Source organism: Sphaerisporangium flaviroseum (genome assembly GCF_039537005.1).
Classification (GTDB): domain Bacteria; phylum Actinomycetota; class Actinomycetes; order Streptosporangiales; family Streptosporangiaceae; genus Sphaerisporangium; species Sphaerisporangium flaviroseum.
Genome location: NZ_BAAAZR010000002.1, coordinates 106,083 through 124,110, shown reverse-complemented (window position 1 = coordinate 124,110; position 18,028 = coordinate 106,083). Strand labels below are relative to the sequence as shown.

Here is an 18,028-nt window from a genome sequence, read left to right as displayed (position 1 = left end):
TCACGGCGGCGCGAAGGCCGGCAGGGCGGCGGGAAAGGCCGGCGGGCGGGGCCGCCGGCCTGACCGCGGCCGGCCCCGGACCATCGCCGGGATCTCTCAGACGATGTGGACGTCGGGGACGTAGAGGATCCAGCGTCCTCCGCGCTCGCGGAACTCCTTCTCGTTCGCCATGATCTCCTCGGCGTGGTTCCAGGCGAAGAGCAGGGCGTATTCCGGGTAGTCCGCGCGGAACTCCTCCGGCGACCGCACCGGGATGTGCGAGCCCGCCACGAGGCGTCCCTGCTTGGAGGGCGTGGAGTCGCACACGAACGGCACCAGGTCGGGGCCGATGCCGCAGTAGTTCGTCACCGTGGCGGCCTTGGCCGGGGCGCCGTATCCGACCACCCGCCCGCCCTCCGCGTGGATCTTCCGCAGCAGGGCGTTGAGGTCGTCGCGGATGCGCTCGACCGAGACGCCGAAGCGCTCCAGCGTCTTCTTCTCGCCCAGCCGGCTTTCCTTCTCCTTGGCCAGCCACTCGCCCACCGCGGGCGTGGGCGTGCGCATGGAGGGCCGGGCGATCGTGTAGCGCATCGTCCCGCCGTGCAACGCGAGGGGCTCGACGTTGACGAGCTCCAGGTCGAACCGCGCCGCCATGGCCTGGACCGATCGGACCGCGAAGTAGAACGAGTGCTCGTCGTAGATCATGTCGAAGGCGACCTGTCCGACGACGCTGCCCAGGTAGGGCTCCTCGAAGACGAAGACCCCGTTGGGGGCGAGCAGCGTCTCGACCCCGCGGAAGACCGACGCGAGGTGGGCGATGTGGGCGATGCAGTTGGCGCCGAAGACGACGTCGGCCGGGCCGTGCTCGAAGAGGATCTTGCCGGCGGTGGACTCGTCGAAGAATTCTGAGAGCACCCGGACGCCCTTGGCCATGGACATCTCGGCCACTTCCTTGGAAGGCTCGACGCCCAGATGCCGCACGCCCGCCTGCGCGATCGTCGCGAGCATCACCCCGTCGTTGCTCCCGATCTCGACGATGAAAGGGTCGGGACCGGTCAGCTCGGTGTCGAGAAAGTGACGGGCGTTCTGCTCGAAGTGCCGGCGGTGAACCGCCGATCCCGATGCATGGTACGGATACGCATCGTGGTACCTGATTTCCTGAGGCACCTCACTCTGGAGCTGGACCATCGTGCAGGCATCACACATACCGACGGTCAGATGGAAGAAGAACTCGTTCTCGACCTCCTCCGGCAGGAGGAATCCGTTGCCCCGGGGGTGCCGCCCCAGATCAATGGATGTCAAGACCGTGCCGCCACAAATCCGACAGGTGCTCTGCATGCAATTCAGGCTAACCTCGGACCCGATGCGGGCCTTCTCCGAAAGTGCCGTGCCATTCGCAGAAGGCCCCTGATCCGCACTCCAGAAGATGCGTCCCACACAGGTCGGAGTGGAGGCTCGCATCATGGCTTTCATGGCTTCATGGCTGCCCAGCTGAAATCGAGCCTTTCTTACCCGACCAAGTGGAGAGACGTCGATGACCACAGATACGTCCGTTCGGGGATCAAACGTCTATGGCGCAGAGGTCAGCGAGGTCTACGACTTCCTCTACCAGGGGCGGGGCAAGGAGTACGCGAAGGAGGCCGAGGTCGTCGCCGGCCTCGTACGTCACCGCAACCCTCTGGCCGCCTCGCTTCTGGACGTGGCCTGCGGAACCGGCGAGCACCTCGCCACGCTGAAGGCCATCTTCGGCGACGTCGAAGGCGTGGAGCTGTCCGACACGATGCGCGCGACGGCCAGGAGGAAGCTCGCGGACGTGCCCGTCCACGGCGGTGACATCCGGGACTTCGACCTCGGCCGCACCTTCGACGCCGTGTGCAGCCTGTACAGCACCGTCGGCTACATGGCCTCGACGGCCGAGCTGGACGCCGCGGTGGCGACCATGGCCCGGCACGTCTCGCCGGGCGGCGTGCTCATCGTCGAGCCGTGGTACTTCCCCGGCAGGTTCCGCGACGGTCACATCGGAGACGACATCATCCGCGCCGACGGCCGCACGGTGGCGCGCGTGGCGCGGTCGGTGCGCGTCGGCGACTCGGTCCGGCAGGAGGCCCACTACATCGTGGCCGACTCGGCCGGCATACGGCACTTCGACCACGTCCAGGTCTTCACCCTGTTCGAGCCCGCCGAATACGTGGCGGCGTTCGAGCGCGCGGGCTGCACGGTGGAGTACGTCGAGCGCGACGACATCCTCGCGGGCCGCGGCCTGTTCGTGGGCACCAAGCGCTGAACGGACGGCGACCGGCCGGCCGGACGCACGAGGAGCAGGCGATGATCCCCCTATTCAAGGTCGCGATAGCTCCGGACGCCCTCGACCGGGTCACCGAGGTCATCCAGAGCGGCCAGCTCGGGCACGGCCCCGTGGTCGGCCGGTTCGAAGACGCCCTCCGAACCCACGTCGGGAACCCGCACCTGGCGACGCTCAACAACGGCACCTCCGGCCTGCACCTCGCCCTGCGGCTCGCGACCGGTCCCCCGCCCGCGAGCGGCTCGGGCGAGCCCGGCGAGGTGCTGAGCACGCCGCTGACCTTCGAGGCCACCAACTGGGCCATTCTGGCGAACGGCCTGCGCATCCGATGGGTCGACGTGGACCCGGCCACGCTGAACGTCGACCTCGACGACCTGGCCAAGAAGATCTCGCCGGCGACCCGGGCCGTCATGGTCGTCCATTGGGCCGGCCATCCCGTGGACCTCGACCGGCTGAGCCGGATCCTCGACGAGGCCGAGGCCGCGTACGGGCACCGTCCCGCGGTCATCGAGGACTGCGCGCAGGCCTGGGGCACCACCTACCGGGGCCGTCCGCTCGGCAACCACGGCAACATCTGCGTGTACAGCTTCCACGCCACCAAGCACCTCGCCTGCGGCACCGGAGGCATGATCGTCCTGCCCGCGGAGGAGCTGCACGCGCGCGCCCTCGCCCTGCGGTTCTTCGGCATCGACCGAGGAGCCGACCGGGTCAACGGCGCCTACGACGTGCCCGAATGGGGCTACAACTTCTACCTGAACGAGATCAACGCCGCCATCGGCCTCGCGAACCTGCGGACGGTCGCCGACCGCGTCGAAGAGCACCGGCGCAACGCCGCGTTCTACGACGCCGAACTGGCCGGCGTTCCCGGGCTGGAGCCGACCGCACGGGTGGAGGGCCAGGAGTCCTCGTTCTGGCTGTATCCCGTCAAGGTGGAGGACCGCGCCTCGTTCATACGGAAGATGGCCGCCGCGGGCGTCACGGTCAGCGCGGTGGTGCGGCGCAACGACACGCACACCTGCCTGTCGCCGGGGGACTCCGCGCTCCCCGGCCTGGACGGCGTGCACGAGCGCGTGGTCCACATCCCCGTCGGGTGGTGGCTGTCGGAGGACGACCGCGCCCACATCGTGGACGCCATCAGATCAGGCTGGTGACCGCACGGCCCCGACGCCGACCGGCGTCGCGGCGGCCGTCAGGCCCATCGTGTCCCACACCACGGGATCGAGGAGGCTCCGGGCCCGCAGGTCGGCGTCCAGTTCGAGCTCGGTGTGCGAGGGGACGCCGATCACGTACATGCCCGCCGCCCGCGCAGCGAGCGCGCCGTTGGCGGAGTCCTCCACGGCGATCGCCCTGCCGGGCCTGACGCCGAGCGAGGCGCAAGCGTGCAGGTAGGGGGCGGGGGACGGCTTCGGGACCCCGGCGGTCACGCAGTCCACGACCACGTCGAAGGCGTCGCGGATGCCGATGACGTCCAGGTACCCCGTGACGATCTCGAGGGGGGTGTTGGTGGCTATCGCGAGCGGCCGGGTCCCGTACAGGGCGCTGACGAGCTCGACCGCGCCGGGCAGCGCCTCGACGCCGGCGTCGGCGTTGCTGCGCACCAGGTCGTAGACGGTGCGGCCGAGTTGTTCCGGCGGGGCGGGGTGCCCGAGCAGCTCGGCCAGCGCGTGCCCGAGTTCGCGCAGTTGCAGGCCGACCAGACGGCACCGTGCCATCGAGTCGAGGTGGACGCCGTAGTGCTCGAACAGGTCGTAGTAGGCCTTGCTCCAGGAGGTCTCTGTGTCCACAAGGGTGCCGTCGCAGTCGAACACGACCGCGTCGTGCGGGATGGGCATGGCGTACCTCCGTGCTTCGGGAGCGGTGGGGACGCGTCGCCCAGGCCGTGGGCCGGGCGACGCGCGGGCGCATCGCGGATGCGGGAGGGAAAGGCGGGAGGCGCGGCGAAGGGAAGGCGGGAGGCGAAAGGCGGGAGCCTTGCGGATCAGAGGGGGATGGAGGTGGTCAGGCCGCCGTCCACGGCGATCTCCTGGCCCGTGATGTACCCCGCGCGAGGCGACAGCAGGTAGAGGACGGCGTCGGCGACGTCGTCGGCCTGGCCGAGCCGGCCCAGCGCCACCTGGCTGCGGCAGAACTCCTGCGCCTCCTCGGTGCTGGAGATGCTGGTGAACATGTCCGTCACGATGTAACCCGGGCTGACCGAGTTGACCCTGATGCCCTGGGGGGCGAGGTCGGACGCGAGCGTGCGCGTCAGGTTGCGCACGGCGGCCTTGGTCGCCGCGTACACCGACGTGAAGGCCATGCCGCGCTGCACCAGCCACGAGGTGTTGATCACCACGGATCCACCGTCGGTGAGCAGCGGCAGCGACTTCTGGATGGTGAAGAAGACACCCTTGAAGTTGGTGCCGACGACGTCGTCGAAGTCGGACTCGGTGACGTCCGCGGTACGGGAGAACCGGGCGGTGCCGGCGTTGGCGAACACGCCGTCCAGACGGCCGAACCGCTCCTGGATCTCGGCCGTCAGCCGGTCGAGGTCGGCGACGCTGGCCACGTCGGTGGGAACGACCAGCACCTGGTCGTCGGAGTCGAGCTCCTTGGCCGCCGTCGAGAGGCGGTCGGCACTGCGGCCGGCGAGCACCACATTGGCGCCGGCGGCGACCAACTGCCGGGCGGTGGCGAGGCCCATGCCGCTGCCACCACCCGTGATGAGCACGGTCTTACCGTCGAATTCAGTCATGCGGCAAGGGTCACACCCACGCGTGCCGCGACGCATCTCCAGAAGTGCGGCGTGAACCCGCGTACCGGAGGTGCCACGGACCCCCTCCAGCCGGGCGACGATCACTTTACTCTACACTTTTCTGTCAGATTTCATGTTATGTCGGAAATATTTCTATCCAGGGCCAACTTCATAGATCACCATATTATTCGCGGGTCAGGGAACACCTTTTATAACAGTTCCATGTAGCAGGGCACATGATCAGAACATCTGCCCAGGTCAGACCCTCGCCGCCAATGGCCGTCACCTGAATTCCGCAATCTGGAAGAAGCCCGTCCGAGGTCCGAACTGATATGACTGACATGTCTGCCAGTGAGTTTGACAACCTTTCTCTCCATAGCACGACCCCCTTGTCATGACAGCACGGACACAAGAGACGGAAGGATCTTTTAATGGATGCGAATCCCGAGACCGGGTCCGGTGTGCGGGCTGGGCCGCGAGAGTGGATCGGGTTGGCCGTGCTGGCGCTCCCGACCTTGCTGCTGGCCCTCGACCTCAGCGTTCTGTACCTCGCGCTGCCCCAGCTCAGCGCCGACCTCGGAGCCGGCAGCACACAGCAGCTGTGGATCACGGACATCTACGGATTCCTGATCGCGGGCTGCCTCGTCACGATGGGGACCGTGGGCGACCGGGTCGGCCGCCGCAAGCTGCTGCTGATCGGCGGCGCCGCCTTCGCGGTGGTCTCGCTGCTGGCCGCCTACTCCACCAGCCCGGAGATGCTCATCGCCAGCCGGGCTCTGATGGGGATCGCCGGGGCCACCCTCATGCCCTCGACACTGGCACTCATCGCCAACATGTTCCAGGACCCCAAGCAGATGGGGACCGCCATCGCCGTGTGGATGAGCTGCTTCATGGGCGGCATGGCGATCGGCCCGGTGGTCGGCGGGACACTGCTGGAGCACTTCTGGTGGGGCTCGGTGTTCCTGCTGAGCGTGCCGGTCATGGCGGTGCTGCTGCTGGCCGGACCCCGGTTGCTGCCCGAGTACCGCGACCCCGACGCGGGGCGCATCGACGTGACCAGCGTGGTGCTGTCCCTCGGCACCATCCTGCCCGTCATCTACGGCCTCAAGGAGCTGGCCAAGAGCGGCTGGCAGGTGACGCCCATCGCGACCATCGTGGCCGGCGTGGTCATCGGCGTGCTGTTCGTCCGCAGGCAGCGCCGGCTGCCGAACCCCTTGCTCGACACGCGCCTGTTCCGTAACCGCTCCTTCAGCGCCGCGCTCGGCATCATGGTGTTCGGCGGGGTCATGAGCGGGAGCTACCTCCTCATCAACCTGTACCTCCAGGCGGTCGAGGGTCTCTCGCCGCTGAACGCGGGGCTCTGGCTGGTCCCCTCGACCGTCGCGACGATCATCAGCCTGCAGGCTGCCCCGATCATCGCCCGCCGGGTCCGGCCCGCCTACGCCATCGCCGGGGGCCTCGTGGTCACGGCGATCGGCTACCTGCTCATCACCCAGGCGGACGGTCCTTCCGGGCTGCCCCTCCTCCTGGGCGGCCTGTACGTCGCCGCCCTCGGCGCCGGCCCGATGGCGGGGCTCGGCACCGGCCTGATCATGGGCGTGGCTCCCCCCGAGAAGGCCGGATCGGCGGCGGCCATGTCCGAGACCGGCGGTGAGCTCGGCATCGCGCTCGGCGTCGCCACCATGGGAAGCATCGGCACCGCCGTCTACCATGGCCAGCTGAGCGGTGCCGTCCCCGGCGGGGTCCCCGCCGCGGCGGCCGACACCGCCCGCGAGTCCATCGCCGGTGCCGTGGCCGTGGCGGACCAGCTGCCGGCCCCGCTCGGGACCCAGTTGCTCGACACCGCCCGCGACGCCTTCACCGCCGCGCTCCACTCCGCGGCCGGGACGAGCGCGGCGATCGCCGTCACCCTCGCCGTGGTGGCCACGCTGGCCCTGCGGCACGTGGGTGCGACCGGCGAGGCGCCCGCGGAGGAGCCCGCCGCTCCTGAGCCCACCCCGGAGCCCCAGGAGCCGGAGTACTCGAAGGCGTCCATCTAGATACCGACAGGTCCACCCTCGAGGGCCGGCCCGGCCCCCCGCCACCGGCCCTCACAGAAACCAGACCCGCGGAAACCAGACTCACGGGAACCCCGGACCCTTACGGACCCCGGATCCATGGAAACCCAGACCCTCACGGGAACCGGGACCCCAGGAAACCCGGACCCACAGAAACCCGGACCCTCATAGAAGACCCGGACCCTTACGGAACCCGGACATGACCCCTGGCCCGGCCGGGACGGTACCCCGCCGCCCCGGCCGGGCTCTTCTTTGCCCGAAATATGGCCGTTTATCCGGGCCGCTTCCCCGCATCCACGTCGGGCGGAGCTTCCGGTGCGTGTTGAGCGCCCACCATTTCTCTTCCGGATTGCTGAATTCGCTCCCGGCGGCTCCGGCGCCTTTTCCCGGACGGTCCGCCGACGTAAAATTACCTATAGATCATGGATGCGCGGACATTTATCGATATGGCCGCCGCACAGGCATTCACCTCGGTGACCACTCGTATTGTCGGTTGTTTCCTGTCGCTGTGTCCGCATCCTGATTTCTACCCACGAGATTCCGGGAGACATCCGATGGAACAACGTTGCCCCGTCGCCCTCGACCCCACCGGCCAGGACATCCACGCCGAGGCGGATAGGCTGCGCGCGCAGGGCCCCGCCACCCTGGTGGAGCTCCCCGGCGGTGTCCAGGCGTGGTCCATCAACAGCTACGCCGTCATCAGGCAGCTGCTCACCGACCCGCGTGTGACCAAGAACGCCCGCAACCACTGGCCGGCCTTCATCAACGGCGAGATCCCGCCCGACTGGGAGATGATCAGCTGGATCGCCATGGACAACATGGTGACCGCGTACGGCAAGGAGCACGTCCGCCTGCGCAAGCTCGTGGGCAAGGCGTTCACGCGGCGGCGCGTGGAGGCGATCCGCCCGCGCATCGTGGAGCTCACCGGCCAGCTCCTGGACGGGCTCGCCGCCACCGAGCCCGGCCAGGTGGTCGACCTTCGCGAGAGGTTCGCCTATCCCCTGCCGGCCAGGCTCGTCGCCGACCTGATCGGGATGTCGGAGGACGCCCTCGCCAAGACGGCCAAGGTGATCGAGTTGATGATCGACACCACGGTCAGCCCCGAGCAGGCCACCGCCATCCTCGGCGGCTGGCGGGACGCCATGGCCGACCTCATCGCCTCCAAGCGCGCGAACCCGGGCGAGGACATCACCAGCGACCTGATCGCCGCCCAGGAGGAGGACGGCTCGCGCCTGAGCGAGGCCGAGCTGACCGACACGATCTTCGCGATCCTCGGCGCCGGTTCCGAGACCACGATCAACTTCTTCGACAACGCGATCACCGCGCTGCTCACCCACCCCGAGCAGCTCGCGCTCGTCACCAGTGGCCAGGCCTCCTGGGACGACGTGATCGACGAGACGCTCCGTGTCGAGTCCCCGCTCGCGCAGCTGCCGCTCCGGTACGCCGTCGAGGACATCGAGCTGGACGGGGTCACCATCCCCCAGGGCGACCCGATCCTCATCAACTACAGTGCCGCCGGGCGCGACCCCGCCCTCCACGGTGAGGACGCCCACCGCTTCGACATCACCCGCGCCGACAAGGAGCACGTCTCCTTCGGCTACGGCCCGCACTTCTGCCTGGGCGCGGGCATCGCCCGCACCGTGGCCACGATCGGCCTCTCGACGCTGTTCGAGCGCTTCCCCGAGCTGAGCCTGGCCGTCGAGCCGACGGACCTGCAGCCCCTGCCGACCTTCATCATGAACGGTCACCGCAGCCTGCCGGTCCGCCTGACCGCCCCGGTGCCCGCCGGAGCCGGCGCGCACTGACGCGACGCAAGAAGAGATCCGGGCGGTGGGCCGTACGGCCCACCGCCCGGATCTCTTTGTCGTGCGGCCCTCCGCGGTTCAGACGCTCGCAGCGGCCCGGCAGGGTTCGGTAAGGACTCCCCCGCCATTGATGTTCAGACGCGTGCAGCGGCCCGGCAGCGGTCCATGATGCGCTCCCTGCCGTGGTTGCCGCGGCTGAGCAGGTCGACCAGCATCCCCGGCGCGCCCTCGCCGTTCCCGGCGCGGAGCGCGCAGGCGGCCTCCGCCAGGTCGCGCACGACCGAATCCAGGACGGTGGCGACGGCCTCGCCGTTCTGTTCGAGGATGTCGCACCAGAGTGCCGGGTCGCCCGCGGCGACGCGGGTCATGTCCCGCAGGCCGGTGCCGACCAGCGACAGCATGCTCTCGTCCACGCCGGCGAATCCGGCGGCGAGCGCCGCGGACACCAGGTGCGGGGCGTGCGAGGCCGCGGCGACGATCCGGTCGTGCGTATGGGGGGCGAGGAACTCCGGCTCTCCCCCGCACGCGGCCGCGAGCTGGGCCACCATGTGCAGGGGTTCCGGCGGCGTCGCCGGGTGCGGGCACAGCGCCCACGGCCGGCCGGCGAACAGGTCCGCGCGGGCCGCGAACGCGCCCGACAGCTCGCGGCCGGCCATCGGGTGACCGGGGACGTAGGTGGTCAGATCGCACCCCGCACGTTCGGCCTCGGCGACGATGCGGCCCTTGGTGCTGGCGACGTCGGTGTACACCTCGCCCAGGCCGCGCGCCTGCGCGTCGCGCAGCACGCCGACGACGGCGGAAGGGGGTGTGGCGATGACCACCACGTCCGCGGGCGGGTCGCCGGGCCGCAGCGCGACGCCCGCACCCATCAGCTCCGCTTTCACCACCATGTCCTGGTCCTTGTCGGACAGCCCGACACGGATGCCCGCGCGCCGCAGCGCCAGCGCGATCGAGGTGCCGATCATGCCGCTGCCCACGATGGCGACACGGCGAAGTGTGGTCGGATACATCAGCCCTCCCGACGTGCCCCTGGCCGAGCGCTCAGCGGGCCAGGGACTCCCGCTGCATGGGCGGATGAAAGCCCATGAGCCCGGTCAGATCCTGTGTCGCGCGAACAGGCACGCGCGGGTCCTCCTCGACCGGGGCCCGCAGGCCGGGCCGAAGGCCGCTGATCACACCGTGGCGGTCGCGAACTGACCAGGAGTACGGCCGGCGCCGGCGGGGCCCCGGTAGCACTGGGCGATGTCCAGCCAGTGGTCGGCCTCGTCACCGGTCGCGACGACGGCCAGGTCGTCACGGTGGCGCCGCCTGGTCACCAGGAGGCAGAAGTCCTCCGCGGGCCCGCTCACCCGCTGCGTCGAGTTCTCGGGGCCGTAGGCCCACAGCTCGCCCGAGGGCGCGGTGATCTCGAAGCGGAACTCGGTCGAAGGCGGGTTGAGGCCCCGTGACAGGTAGCCGAAGTCCCTGGTCAGCACCGCGAACACGACCAGATGCTTGAGACGGTCCGTGGCCTCGCGCCGCACGCCCAGCGCGTCGCAGATGTCCTGGCCGTGCGCGAACTGCTCCATGATGCCGGCGCAGGCGAGGACGATGGGCGGCAACGGGTTCACGAGCCACGGCACGACCTGGCCGGGCGGCACGGCGGCGAGCGCGGCCACCACGTCCTCGCGCTCGGCACGCCACCGGCGGAGCAGGACCTCGGGGGTGTCGCCGGCGTACAGCGCCAGCGCGGCGTTCACCGCGCCGTTGAAGTCGTGTTCCGCCCCGGCGACCATGGCCTTGAACGCCTCGGCGTCCGAGGCGGCGGTCCCGGCGAGGCGGAAGATGAAGGCGAGGTGGGCGATCTGGTTCGCGATCGTCCATCCGGGTGCGGGCGTGGGCAGCTCCCACTGCGACGCATCGAGACCGGCGACGATTCGGTCCAGCTCGTCGCCCTCCGCGGTCAGTGCCTGGAGCACTTCATCCAGCTCGCTCACGCGTCTGTCCTCTCAATGGAAATCGGTTGGTGCTGTGATCACGATCGCCCGGCGTCACGTATTCGACGACGGAAACGCGGCAATGGACATCCATCGGGGCGCGGGGGCGTCCACGAGAATGGATGAAATGCGCCTCATCCAGCATGCACCGGAGAAATACCGATGTCTTCTCCGTCTTTGCTGTACGGCGTCCTGGCATAAAGTCGGCGACGTCATTTCGGGGAATTCATTCCGCTTTCGCGGCGTTCTGCGGCACCGGTGCGAATCCAGCCGCCGATCCGGCGGGCCGCGGCCATTGCGGCCCATGAGGTGAGCTCGACGAGCTCCCTGTCGCCGGGCGTGCCCGACCGGAACTCCTCGACGACCGGCCCGTCGATCTGGTAGGACGCCATCGCCGTGAGCAGCGCCAGCCGGCCGGCCGGGCGCTGCGCCGCGGGCAGGCCCGACACCGCGCGGGCGGCCCACGCGCGGCTCGGTCCGGTGGGCTCGCCGTTCCACGCGGCCAGTTCGGCGGCGACCAGCTCCCGGACCGGGTCCGGCACCGAGCGGCGGCCGGCGGCGTCGATGGCGGCGGCGGCCCGGGAGAAGGCTCCGGCGAGGTGCGGCGACCCGTCCGCCCAGGACAGTTCCTCGGGCAGCGGCGCGGCCGGGAGCAGGGCGACCGAGGTGCCGGGTGTTCCGGCCCTGCGGGCGGCCGGGCGCATGATGAGTCCGAACAACCGCATGAGCGGGCCGCGTGCGCGGGCCGGCACTTCGGGCGGCAGCGGGGACTCGCCCAGGAAGACGTTGACCATGCGGTTCAGGTAGTGGAAGGTGACCGCCACCCCGGCCAGCTCCCTGCTCTGCTCCGCCGTCAGCGGGGCCTCGTGGCGGGCGGCGCTCTCGCGTGTGCCGCTCGCCCGCGCCCACGCGGCCACCCTGCCCACGACCGGGTCGGTGACCGCCTCGACGCCGCCGCTCACGATCCCGGCGGCCTGGCGCCCCGGCACCAGGCCGTCCATCGTCGCGCTGTGCACGTCGACGCAGTACGGGCACGCGTTGCCGAGCGACACCGCGGTGGCGGCCGCCTCCCTGACCGGCCTGGCGACGAGCCCTCCGGCGAGGAGCGACTCCCGCAGGATCGACCACGAGGCCGCCAGCGCCTCGGGAGCCGGCGAGTGCAGGAGCATGGGCGGCGCGAGCATCCCGAAGTCCCGCTCCACCTGTGCGTAGACCCTGGTGACGAGGCCTGTGGCCTCGCGGGGCCGTACCGGGGTGACATGGCGAACCTGGGACAGCGTTCCCGGCAGTGTCACCCGGCTGAGCAGCTTGCCCATGGCCTGCTCCTCTCCTACTGGCGCAGCAGGCTGGGCACCAGGGGCAGGGCTCCGTGCCGGCCGCTGGTGGAGCCGTCGGGGGCCGGCGCCCCGTACGTGACGTCGACGCCCCGCTCCCGCGCGGCCTGGACGATGCCGGGGATGGCGCGCTCGGCCAGCGCGGCGATGGTCATCGCCGGGTTGACGTTCAGCGCGCCGGGGACGGCCGAGCCGTCGGTGACGAAGATGCCCGGGTGGCCGCGCAACTCGTTACGGTCGTCGAGCGCCGAGGTCGCCGGGTCGTCGCCGATGCGGCAGGACGCCAGCGGGTGCACGGTGTAGGCGCCCACCACGTCGTTGGTCCACGCCGCCACCTCGGCCAGCCCGTCGCGCTCCAGGATGTCCTTGACCTCGGCGTCCGCCTCGGCCCAGCCGCGCAGCGTGTTGGGCGTCGGGTCGTACTTGAGGCGGCCGACGCCGAGCATCTGCTGCGACAGCCGGTCGGCGTTGCCGTGGGCGGGAGGCGGGCCGAAGACCCCCTCGTTGTCGTCCTCGGTCATCTGGAAGATGATCAGCCAGGAGCGCCAGCGCTTGAGGATCTCCTTCTTGTCCTTGCCGAACCAGCTCACGCCGGGGGCGCCGGGGACCTGCGCGAGGATGGTGCCGAGGCCGGGCGGGAAGTACAGCTGCTCCAGCGAGAACCGCGAGTACTCCGGCAGCGAGCCGTCCAGGCGGTCCCAGCTCGCCACGACCGGCCCCTTGCCGATCTGGTTGGCCTCGTACGCCAGGCCGTCGCCGCGGTCCAGCCCGAGCACGTCGCGGACCCGGTCCTCGTTGAGGATCGCGGTGTTGAGCCGCTCGCCGTTGCCCGAGAAGTAACGGCCGACGGCGGAGGGCATCGTGCCGAGCGTGTCCTCGCTGCGCTGCAGGATCACCGGCGTGGCGCCGGCGCCGGCGGCCAGCACGATGATCTTGGCGTCGATCGTGCCGCCCTCGCCGCGGATCCGGTAGTCCTCGTCGTCGATGAGGTCGTAGTGGACCCGGTAGCCGCCGTCGTCGGTCCGCGAGATCTTCTGCACCTCGTGCAGCGGCCGGATCTCCGCACCGTGCGCGAGCGCCGCGGGCAGGTAGTTGAACAGCAGCGACTGCTTGGCGTCGAAGCGGCACCCGGCCATCATCCAGTTGCAGTTGGTGCACTTGGTCGTGTCGATGGCGACCGGAACCGGGTTGGCCGTGCGGCCCGCGTGGTCGCACGCCGCCGCCCACAGCCCTCCGGCGTAGGAGACGTCGCTCCAGTCCTGCTGGGTGATGTTGATCGACTCCGCGACCCGGTCGTACCAGGGGTCGAGGGTGTCACGGCTGACGGCCGCCGGCCACATCCGCCTGCCGATGCTGCCGTGGCGCTCGAAGGTGTAGCGCGGCGCCCGCGGCATCGCGGCGAAGTAGACGACGCTGCCGCCGCCCACGCAGTTGCCGCCCAGGATGCTCATGCCGTCGCCCACGACGAAGTCGAAGGCCCGCGTGTAGGAGGAGCCGAGCTTGAAGTCGTGGTCGAAGTCCTTGCCCGTCAGCCAGGGACCGCGTTCGAGCACCACGACCCGCGCGCCGCCCGCCGCGAGATGGTAGGCCGCGATCGCGCCGCCGAAGCCGCTTCCGACCACGAGGACGTCGGTGCGTTCGGTGCTGGTCATGCGGGGCTCCCTGATGGGGTCGTGTCCGGATGCAGGCGGGCCAGCGGCCGGCCGTAGGAGTACTCGGGGAACCTCCACAGCCCGTCGGGATCGGGCTTCTCGATGCCCAGCGCGATCAGGCCCGGGTGTCCCGCGGCGATCGCGTCGGCGGTGTGCATGTGGGCCGCCGAGTCGTAGGCCATGTTGCTGAACAGGGCGAGACTGACCCAGAGCGCCTTCTCGGGATGGCCCGGCGTGGTGAGCCGCTCCACAAGGGCGGTACGGTCCTCGAACGCCAGCGCGACGAACGGCGGCACGGAACCGTCGAGGTCGAGCCCCCGCTCGGCGGCGTACGCCCGCGCGTGGTCGTCCAGCGAGGACGCGAAGTCGCCGAGCGCCTCGCTGACCCCGGTCGCGTCCCACCGGAGCAGTTCCAGGGCGCCGGCCGCGACCGCGCCGCCGCCGGTGGAGACTCCCGCGACGGCCCTGTCGTCCGGAGACCGCTTCTCGCCGGGGATGATCGTGTCCGCGAACGCCTCGAGCGTCATCGTCTGTGCTTGCTCTTCGTCTGGAGTTGGCGGCCGCATAGGCGTGGTCCTCGTCCGTCTCGATCGACTGCTGACCAGTTCATCGTTCAGCCAGGGACGCCTTCGCCGCATCTTCTGAGTTGCTTTGACATAAGTCCCGGACCCAATGATCAAGCCGCTTCGCAACTCGCAAAAACCGGATATCGGCAGGCTGGGGGCTCCTAGGGGTTGTCGCAAGAGGTGGTGACGACCAATTCTGATTGCATGGCGAAGTGCCACAGATGCGTCATCGTCGAGTGTCATTCACCCCGGATATCGCACCGTAAGCCCGTTCGGGTGAGTCGCTTGCGCGGAGTGGGATCACGTGATGGAGGCTCGCGATGACGAGTGCTCCCGCGTTGATTCGTAGCGAATTATCACCACACCTCCAACGCACTGGAGGAGCAATGGAAAACGCGATAGAACAAGCCGTCCTACGAGTCGTAAAAAGCATGCACGAGAACCTCGGCGAGCAGCTCACCATCAATGACATGGCTCGCACGGCTATGTTCAGCAAGTTCCACTTCTCCCGTGTTTTCCAGCGGGTCACCGGGCTCTCTCCCGGCCGGTTCCTCTCGGCCGTGCGCATCCAGGAGGCCAAGCGTCTCCTGGTCTCGACCTCGCTCACCGTCACCGACATCAGTCACCGGGTCGGCTATTCCAGCGTCGGCACCTTCAGCTCGCGGTTCACCAGCAGTGTGGGGCTGTCCCCCACCAAGTACCGCCAGTTCAAGAGCATCACGCCGCAGGCACCCGCCAACGGGGACGACCCGGCGTACAGGCGGCCGGTGACGACGGTCCGGGGGGACATCTCCTCCCCGCTGAGCGACCAGCCGGTCTTCGCCGGGCTGTTCCCCGACCGGATCCTGGAAGGCCGGCCGGTCAGATACGTGATCCTGCGCAAGCCGGGCCCGTACGTGCTCGAGGACGTTCCCCAGGGCGAGTGGCACCTGATGGCGCAGTCCGTGGCGCCCGGCCGCGAGGACGCCGCCGACCACGCCCCCGGGGGCGACGAGGCCCTGTGCATCGGGCGCCACGGGCCGATCACCGTACGGCCCGGCACGCACACGAAGGTCGCCGACCTGCACCTGCGGCCGATGCGCTCCCTCGACCCCCCGGTGCTGCTGGCCCTGCGGGACCTTTTGTCCGTGGACGTCCCCCAGCTCACCCACTGACCTCCCGCCTCCCGTCCGGCCCTCGCCATTCGATGTCCTGGGCCGGCCGCGGGCCGGTACGCGGCCCGCGGTGCCCGGGGTCAGGCGGAGTGCACGGTCATCGGCAGGCCGCCGCGCACCCGCAGCGACAGCATCGGCTCGGGGACCACATTGTGGCCGGGCACCGTGACCAGCCTCAGGTCACGGGCGACCATGGCGATCACGAACGTGGCCTCCATCATGCCGAGGTGGTTGCCGACGCAGAACCGCGGCCCGGCGCCGAACGGGATGTACGCGTACCTCGGCCGGTTGGCGGGACGGTCCGGGTCGAACCGCTCGGGGTCGAACCGGTCGGGGTTGTCCCAGAACGCCGGGTGCCGGTGCAGCGTGTACGGACTGATCAGCACGTCGGATCCGGCCGGCACGTGGTAGCCGCCGACCTCGTCCTCGCCCTGGGCCTCCCGCGGCAGCATCCACACCGGCGGGTAGAGGCGCATGACCTCTTCCACGACCATCGCGGTGTAGCGCAGCCGGTGCAGGTCATCGTGGACCGGCAGCCGGTCGCCGAGCACCTCGACCGCCTCGGCGTGCAGCCGCTCGCGCACCTCCGGATGCCCGTCGATGAGGTGGAACGTCCACGCCAGCGTGCTGGCCGTCGTCTCGTGCCCCGCGAGCAGCAGCGTGACGAGCTCGTCACGCATGCGCTGCCTGCCGACCCGGGGGTCGGCCTCCTGACGGGTCGAGCCGATCAGCCGGGACACGACGTCGTCGCCGTCCTCGCCGCGAGCGAGGCGGTCGGCCACGAGGTGGTCGACGATCCTCTGGAGCTCCTTACGGGCGCGCCGGAACCGGATCTGCTTGGGCAGCGGCACCCACATCGGCACCTTGCTCAGCGTCACCAGCTCGAACATCGCCTGGTCCTGAACCGCCTCGAAGGAGTGCCCGATCGAGCTGAAGGCGCCGAGGTCGGCGTCGAGCAGGGTGCGCCCGAGCACGCCGAGGCTCAGCGAGGTCATCTCCTGGACGACGTCGACCGGCTCGCCGCCCGTGTGGGACCGCAGCCGGTCGACCAGGTGAGCCGCCTCCTTGGCGATCACGCCGTCCATCCGGGAGATCCGCTTGTTCTGGAACACCGGCTGGATCATGCGGCGCTGCTTGCGCCACAGTTCGCCCTCGCTCGTCAGCAGCCCGTCCCCGATGGCCCGCCGTGCCTGCACGAGACCGACGCCCTTGTGGTAGTTGCCGCTGTTGTCGGCCAGCACATGCTTGGCGTGGTCGGGGTGGTTGAAGAAGTACAGGGTCTTCGGGCCGATGGACAGCCGGGCCGCGTCGCCGTACGTCGCGGCGAGCGACATCAGCGCGATGCGGTCCGTGGCCAGCTTCTTGAACAGGCTGGGCGCCGCCCAGGGCGGTGGGCCGGGAGGCACCCGGCGGCCACCCGGTGTGGGCGGCCGCTTGGATGCCTTCTCCGACTTCGGTCCGGTGAGGGTCACGTCGGCACCTCGCTCCAATCAGGACTGATCTGGCGGAACTTCCCCTTGAAGACGAGCAAGGCGTCTCGGTCGGTCTGCTGGTGCAGCGAGATGATCTTCCCGATGAAGATCGTGTGGTCACCGCCGTCGTACGTGCGCCACAGCTCGCATTCCAAGCTGGCGAGCGTGCCATTGAGGAGCGGCACGCCGCTCACCTCTCCAGGGCTCCACTCGACATGCTCGAACTGGGCCGCGCCCAGGGTCCGCCAGCGGTCGGCGAAGTGCATCGCCTCGGGCTCCTGGTGCGCGGCTAGTACCGACACCCCGAAGAAGCCCGTGGCGGTGAGGCACTGGTGCATCACCGCGCCACGATCGACGCAGATCAGCACCAGCGGCGGGTCCAGCGAAACCGAGGTGAAGGAGTTGGCGGTCATGGCGTGCGGAGTGGGGCCGCCCGTCGTCACCACCGTGACACCGGTGGCGAAGGTCCCGAATGCCCGCCGTAGCGACTTCGGATCCGGCACCGGGCGGGTTGTCGTGGAGTTGTCGACGTTCACGCTGTCCTCCTGGCTAGCTGTCCGGACCCGCGCCTACGAGGCATACGGTTCGAGCGCCCGTGCCAAGGCGTCGGGGACCCTGGCGGGGACCGTGCGGGTGTTCGGTCCTCGCATGCACGCCACCCGCTGCCGGCCGCGGGCGACCAGGGTCTCCCGCTCTCCCGGGTCGAGGCGGACGTAGTCGAAGCTGAACTCGACCTGGGTCTGCCCGAGCTCCTGCAGCCGCATCCTGATCGACAGCTCGTCGAAGACGGTGATCTCGGCGAAGAACTCGCAGTCCACCTTCAGCGTGAAGAGCTTCAGGTCGTCCTGGAGGTCGGCGAGCACCTCCGGCGCCCGCTGCTTGAGGAACATCTCCCTGCAGCGTCCCTGCCACCGCAGGTAGTTGACGTAGTAGACGTTGCCGACGAGGTTGGTCTCTTCGAAACCGACCGTGTGCTGGTATTCGTAGTACTTGCCCATGG

Annotated in this window: 16 protein-coding genes; 5 read left to right on the top strand and 11 right to left on the bottom strand. The window is 69.8% G+C overall.

Annotated elements, in window-relative coordinates; translation table 11 throughout:
- Positions 1–96 precede the first annotated feature (96 nt).
- Positions 97–1,317 (bottom strand): methyltransferase domain-containing protein, encoded by a 1,221-nt coding sequence (locus tag ABD810_RS06855; protein WP_344935708.1) that lies wholly within the window; start codon positions 1,315–1,317, stop codon positions 97–99.
- Positions 1,318–1,513: 196 nt separating this feature from the next.
- On the opposite strand from ABD810_RS06855, the gene ABD810_RS06850 reads away from it, so the two are divergent.
- Together ABD810_RS06850 and ABD810_RS06845 are read left to right on the top strand one after the other, a co-directional pair.
- Positions 1,514–2,263: a class I SAM-dependent DNA methyltransferase gene (locus tag ABD810_RS06850; RefSeq protein ID WP_344935706.1), complete on the top strand. Its 750-nt coding sequence runs from the start codon at positions 1,514–1,516 to the stop codon at positions 2,261–2,263.
- 41 nt (positions 2,264–2,304) lie between these two features.
- A complete protein-coding gene (locus ABD810_RS06845) occupies positions 2,305–3,432 on the top strand; it encodes a DegT/DnrJ/EryC1/StrS family aminotransferase (protein ID WP_344935704.1) in 1,128 nt (375 codons plus the stop codon).
- Here the strand turns inward: ABD810_RS06845 and ABD810_RS06840 are convergent.
- Together ABD810_RS06840 and ABD810_RS06835 are read right to left on the bottom strand one after the other, a co-directional pair.
- Entirely contained in the window at positions 3,421–4,113 is a 693-nt protein-coding gene (locus ABD810_RS06840) for an HAD family hydrolase (RefSeq protein ID WP_344935702.1), read from the bottom strand. The two genes, ABD810_RS06845 and ABD810_RS06840, sit on opposite strands and share 12 nt — an antisense overlap.
- A gap of 146 nt (positions 4,114–4,259) precedes the next feature.
- Positions 4,260–5,012 (bottom strand): SDR family NAD(P)-dependent oxidoreductase, encoded by a 753-nt coding sequence (locus tag ABD810_RS06835; protein ID WP_344935700.1) that lies wholly within the window; start codon positions 5,010–5,012, stop codon positions 4,260–4,262.
- Between the two features lie 431 nt (positions 5,013–5,443).
- Here ABD810_RS06835 and ABD810_RS06830 point away from each other — a divergent pair, with 431 nt between their 5' ends.
- Positions 5,444–7,051, top strand: a complete 1,608-nt coding sequence (locus ABD810_RS06830; protein ID WP_344935698.1) for an MFS transporter — start codon at positions 5,444–5,446, stop codon at positions 7,049–7,051.
- 572 nt (positions 7,052–7,623) lie between these two features.
- Positions 7,624–8,874: a cytochrome P450 family protein gene (locus ABD810_RS06825; RefSeq protein WP_344935696.1), complete on the top strand. Its 1,251-nt coding sequence runs from the start codon at positions 7,624–7,626 to the stop codon at positions 8,872–8,874.
- A 134-nt stretch (positions 8,875–9,008) separates the two neighbouring features.
- On the opposite strand, the gene ABD810_RS06820 is transcribed toward ABD810_RS06825, so the two are convergent.
- The 5 genes from ABD810_RS06820 to ABD810_RS06800 form a co-directional block, all read right to left on the bottom strand.
- Entirely contained in the window at positions 9,009–9,884 is an 876-nt protein-coding gene (locus ABD810_RS06820) for a prephenate dehydrogenase (RefSeq protein ID WP_344935693.1), read from the bottom strand.
- A gap of 162 nt (positions 9,885–10,046) precedes the next feature.
- Entirely contained in the window at positions 10,047–10,850 is an 804-nt protein-coding gene (locus ABD810_RS06815) for a TIGR03084 family metal-binding protein (protein ID WP_344935691.1), read from the bottom strand.
- A 212-nt stretch (positions 10,851–11,062) separates the two neighbouring features.
- Positions 11,063–12,166: a carboxymuconolactone decarboxylase family protein gene (locus tag ABD810_RS06810; RefSeq protein WP_344935688.1), complete on the bottom strand. Its 1,104-nt coding sequence runs from the start codon at positions 12,164–12,166 to the stop codon at positions 11,063–11,065.
- A 14-nt stretch (positions 12,167–12,180) separates the two neighbouring features.
- Complete coding sequence (locus ABD810_RS06805; protein ID WP_344935686.1) at positions 12,181–13,836, bottom strand: GMC family oxidoreductase N-terminal domain-containing protein; 1,656 nt, start codon at positions 13,834–13,836, stop codon at positions 12,181–12,183.
- A complete protein-coding gene (locus ABD810_RS06800) occupies positions 13,833–14,363 on the bottom strand; it encodes a DUF5987 family protein (protein WP_344935683.1) in 531 nt (176 codons plus the stop codon). The genes ABD810_RS06805 and ABD810_RS06800 overlap by 4 nt, the downstream gene beginning before the upstream one ends.
- A 470-nt stretch (positions 14,364–14,833) precedes the next feature.
- Here ABD810_RS06800 and ABD810_RS06795 point away from each other — a divergent pair, with 470 nt between their 5' ends.
- Positions 14,834–15,556: a helix-turn-helix transcriptional regulator gene (locus tag ABD810_RS06795; RefSeq protein ID WP_344935681.1), complete on the top strand. Its 723-nt coding sequence runs from the start codon at positions 14,834–14,836 to the stop codon at positions 15,554–15,556.
- A gap of 80 nt (positions 15,557–15,636) precedes the next feature.
- Here the strand turns inward: ABD810_RS06795 and ABD810_RS06790 are convergent, their stop codons facing one another.
- The 3 genes from ABD810_RS06790 to ABD810_RS06780 are packed head-to-tail and all read right to left on the bottom strand — an operon-like array spanning position 15,637 to position 18,026.
- Complete coding sequence (locus ABD810_RS06790; protein WP_344935679.1) at positions 15,637–17,028, bottom strand: cytochrome P450; 1,392 nt, start codon at positions 17,026–17,028, stop codon at positions 15,637–15,639.
- On the bottom strand, positions 17,025–17,564 hold the full coding sequence (locus ABD810_RS06785) for a flavin reductase family protein (RefSeq protein WP_344935677.1): 540 nt from the start codon (positions 17,562–17,564) through the stop codon (positions 17,025–17,027). The genes ABD810_RS06790 and ABD810_RS06785 overlap by 4 nt, the downstream gene beginning before the upstream one ends.
- A gap of 33 nt (positions 17,565–17,597) precedes the next feature.
- Positions 17,598–18,026, bottom strand: a complete 429-nt coding sequence (locus ABD810_RS06780) for an acyl-CoA thioesterase (RefSeq protein WP_344935675.1) — start codon at positions 18,024–18,026, stop codon at positions 17,598–17,600.
- Between the last annotated feature and the right edge of the window lie 2 nt (positions 18,027–18,028).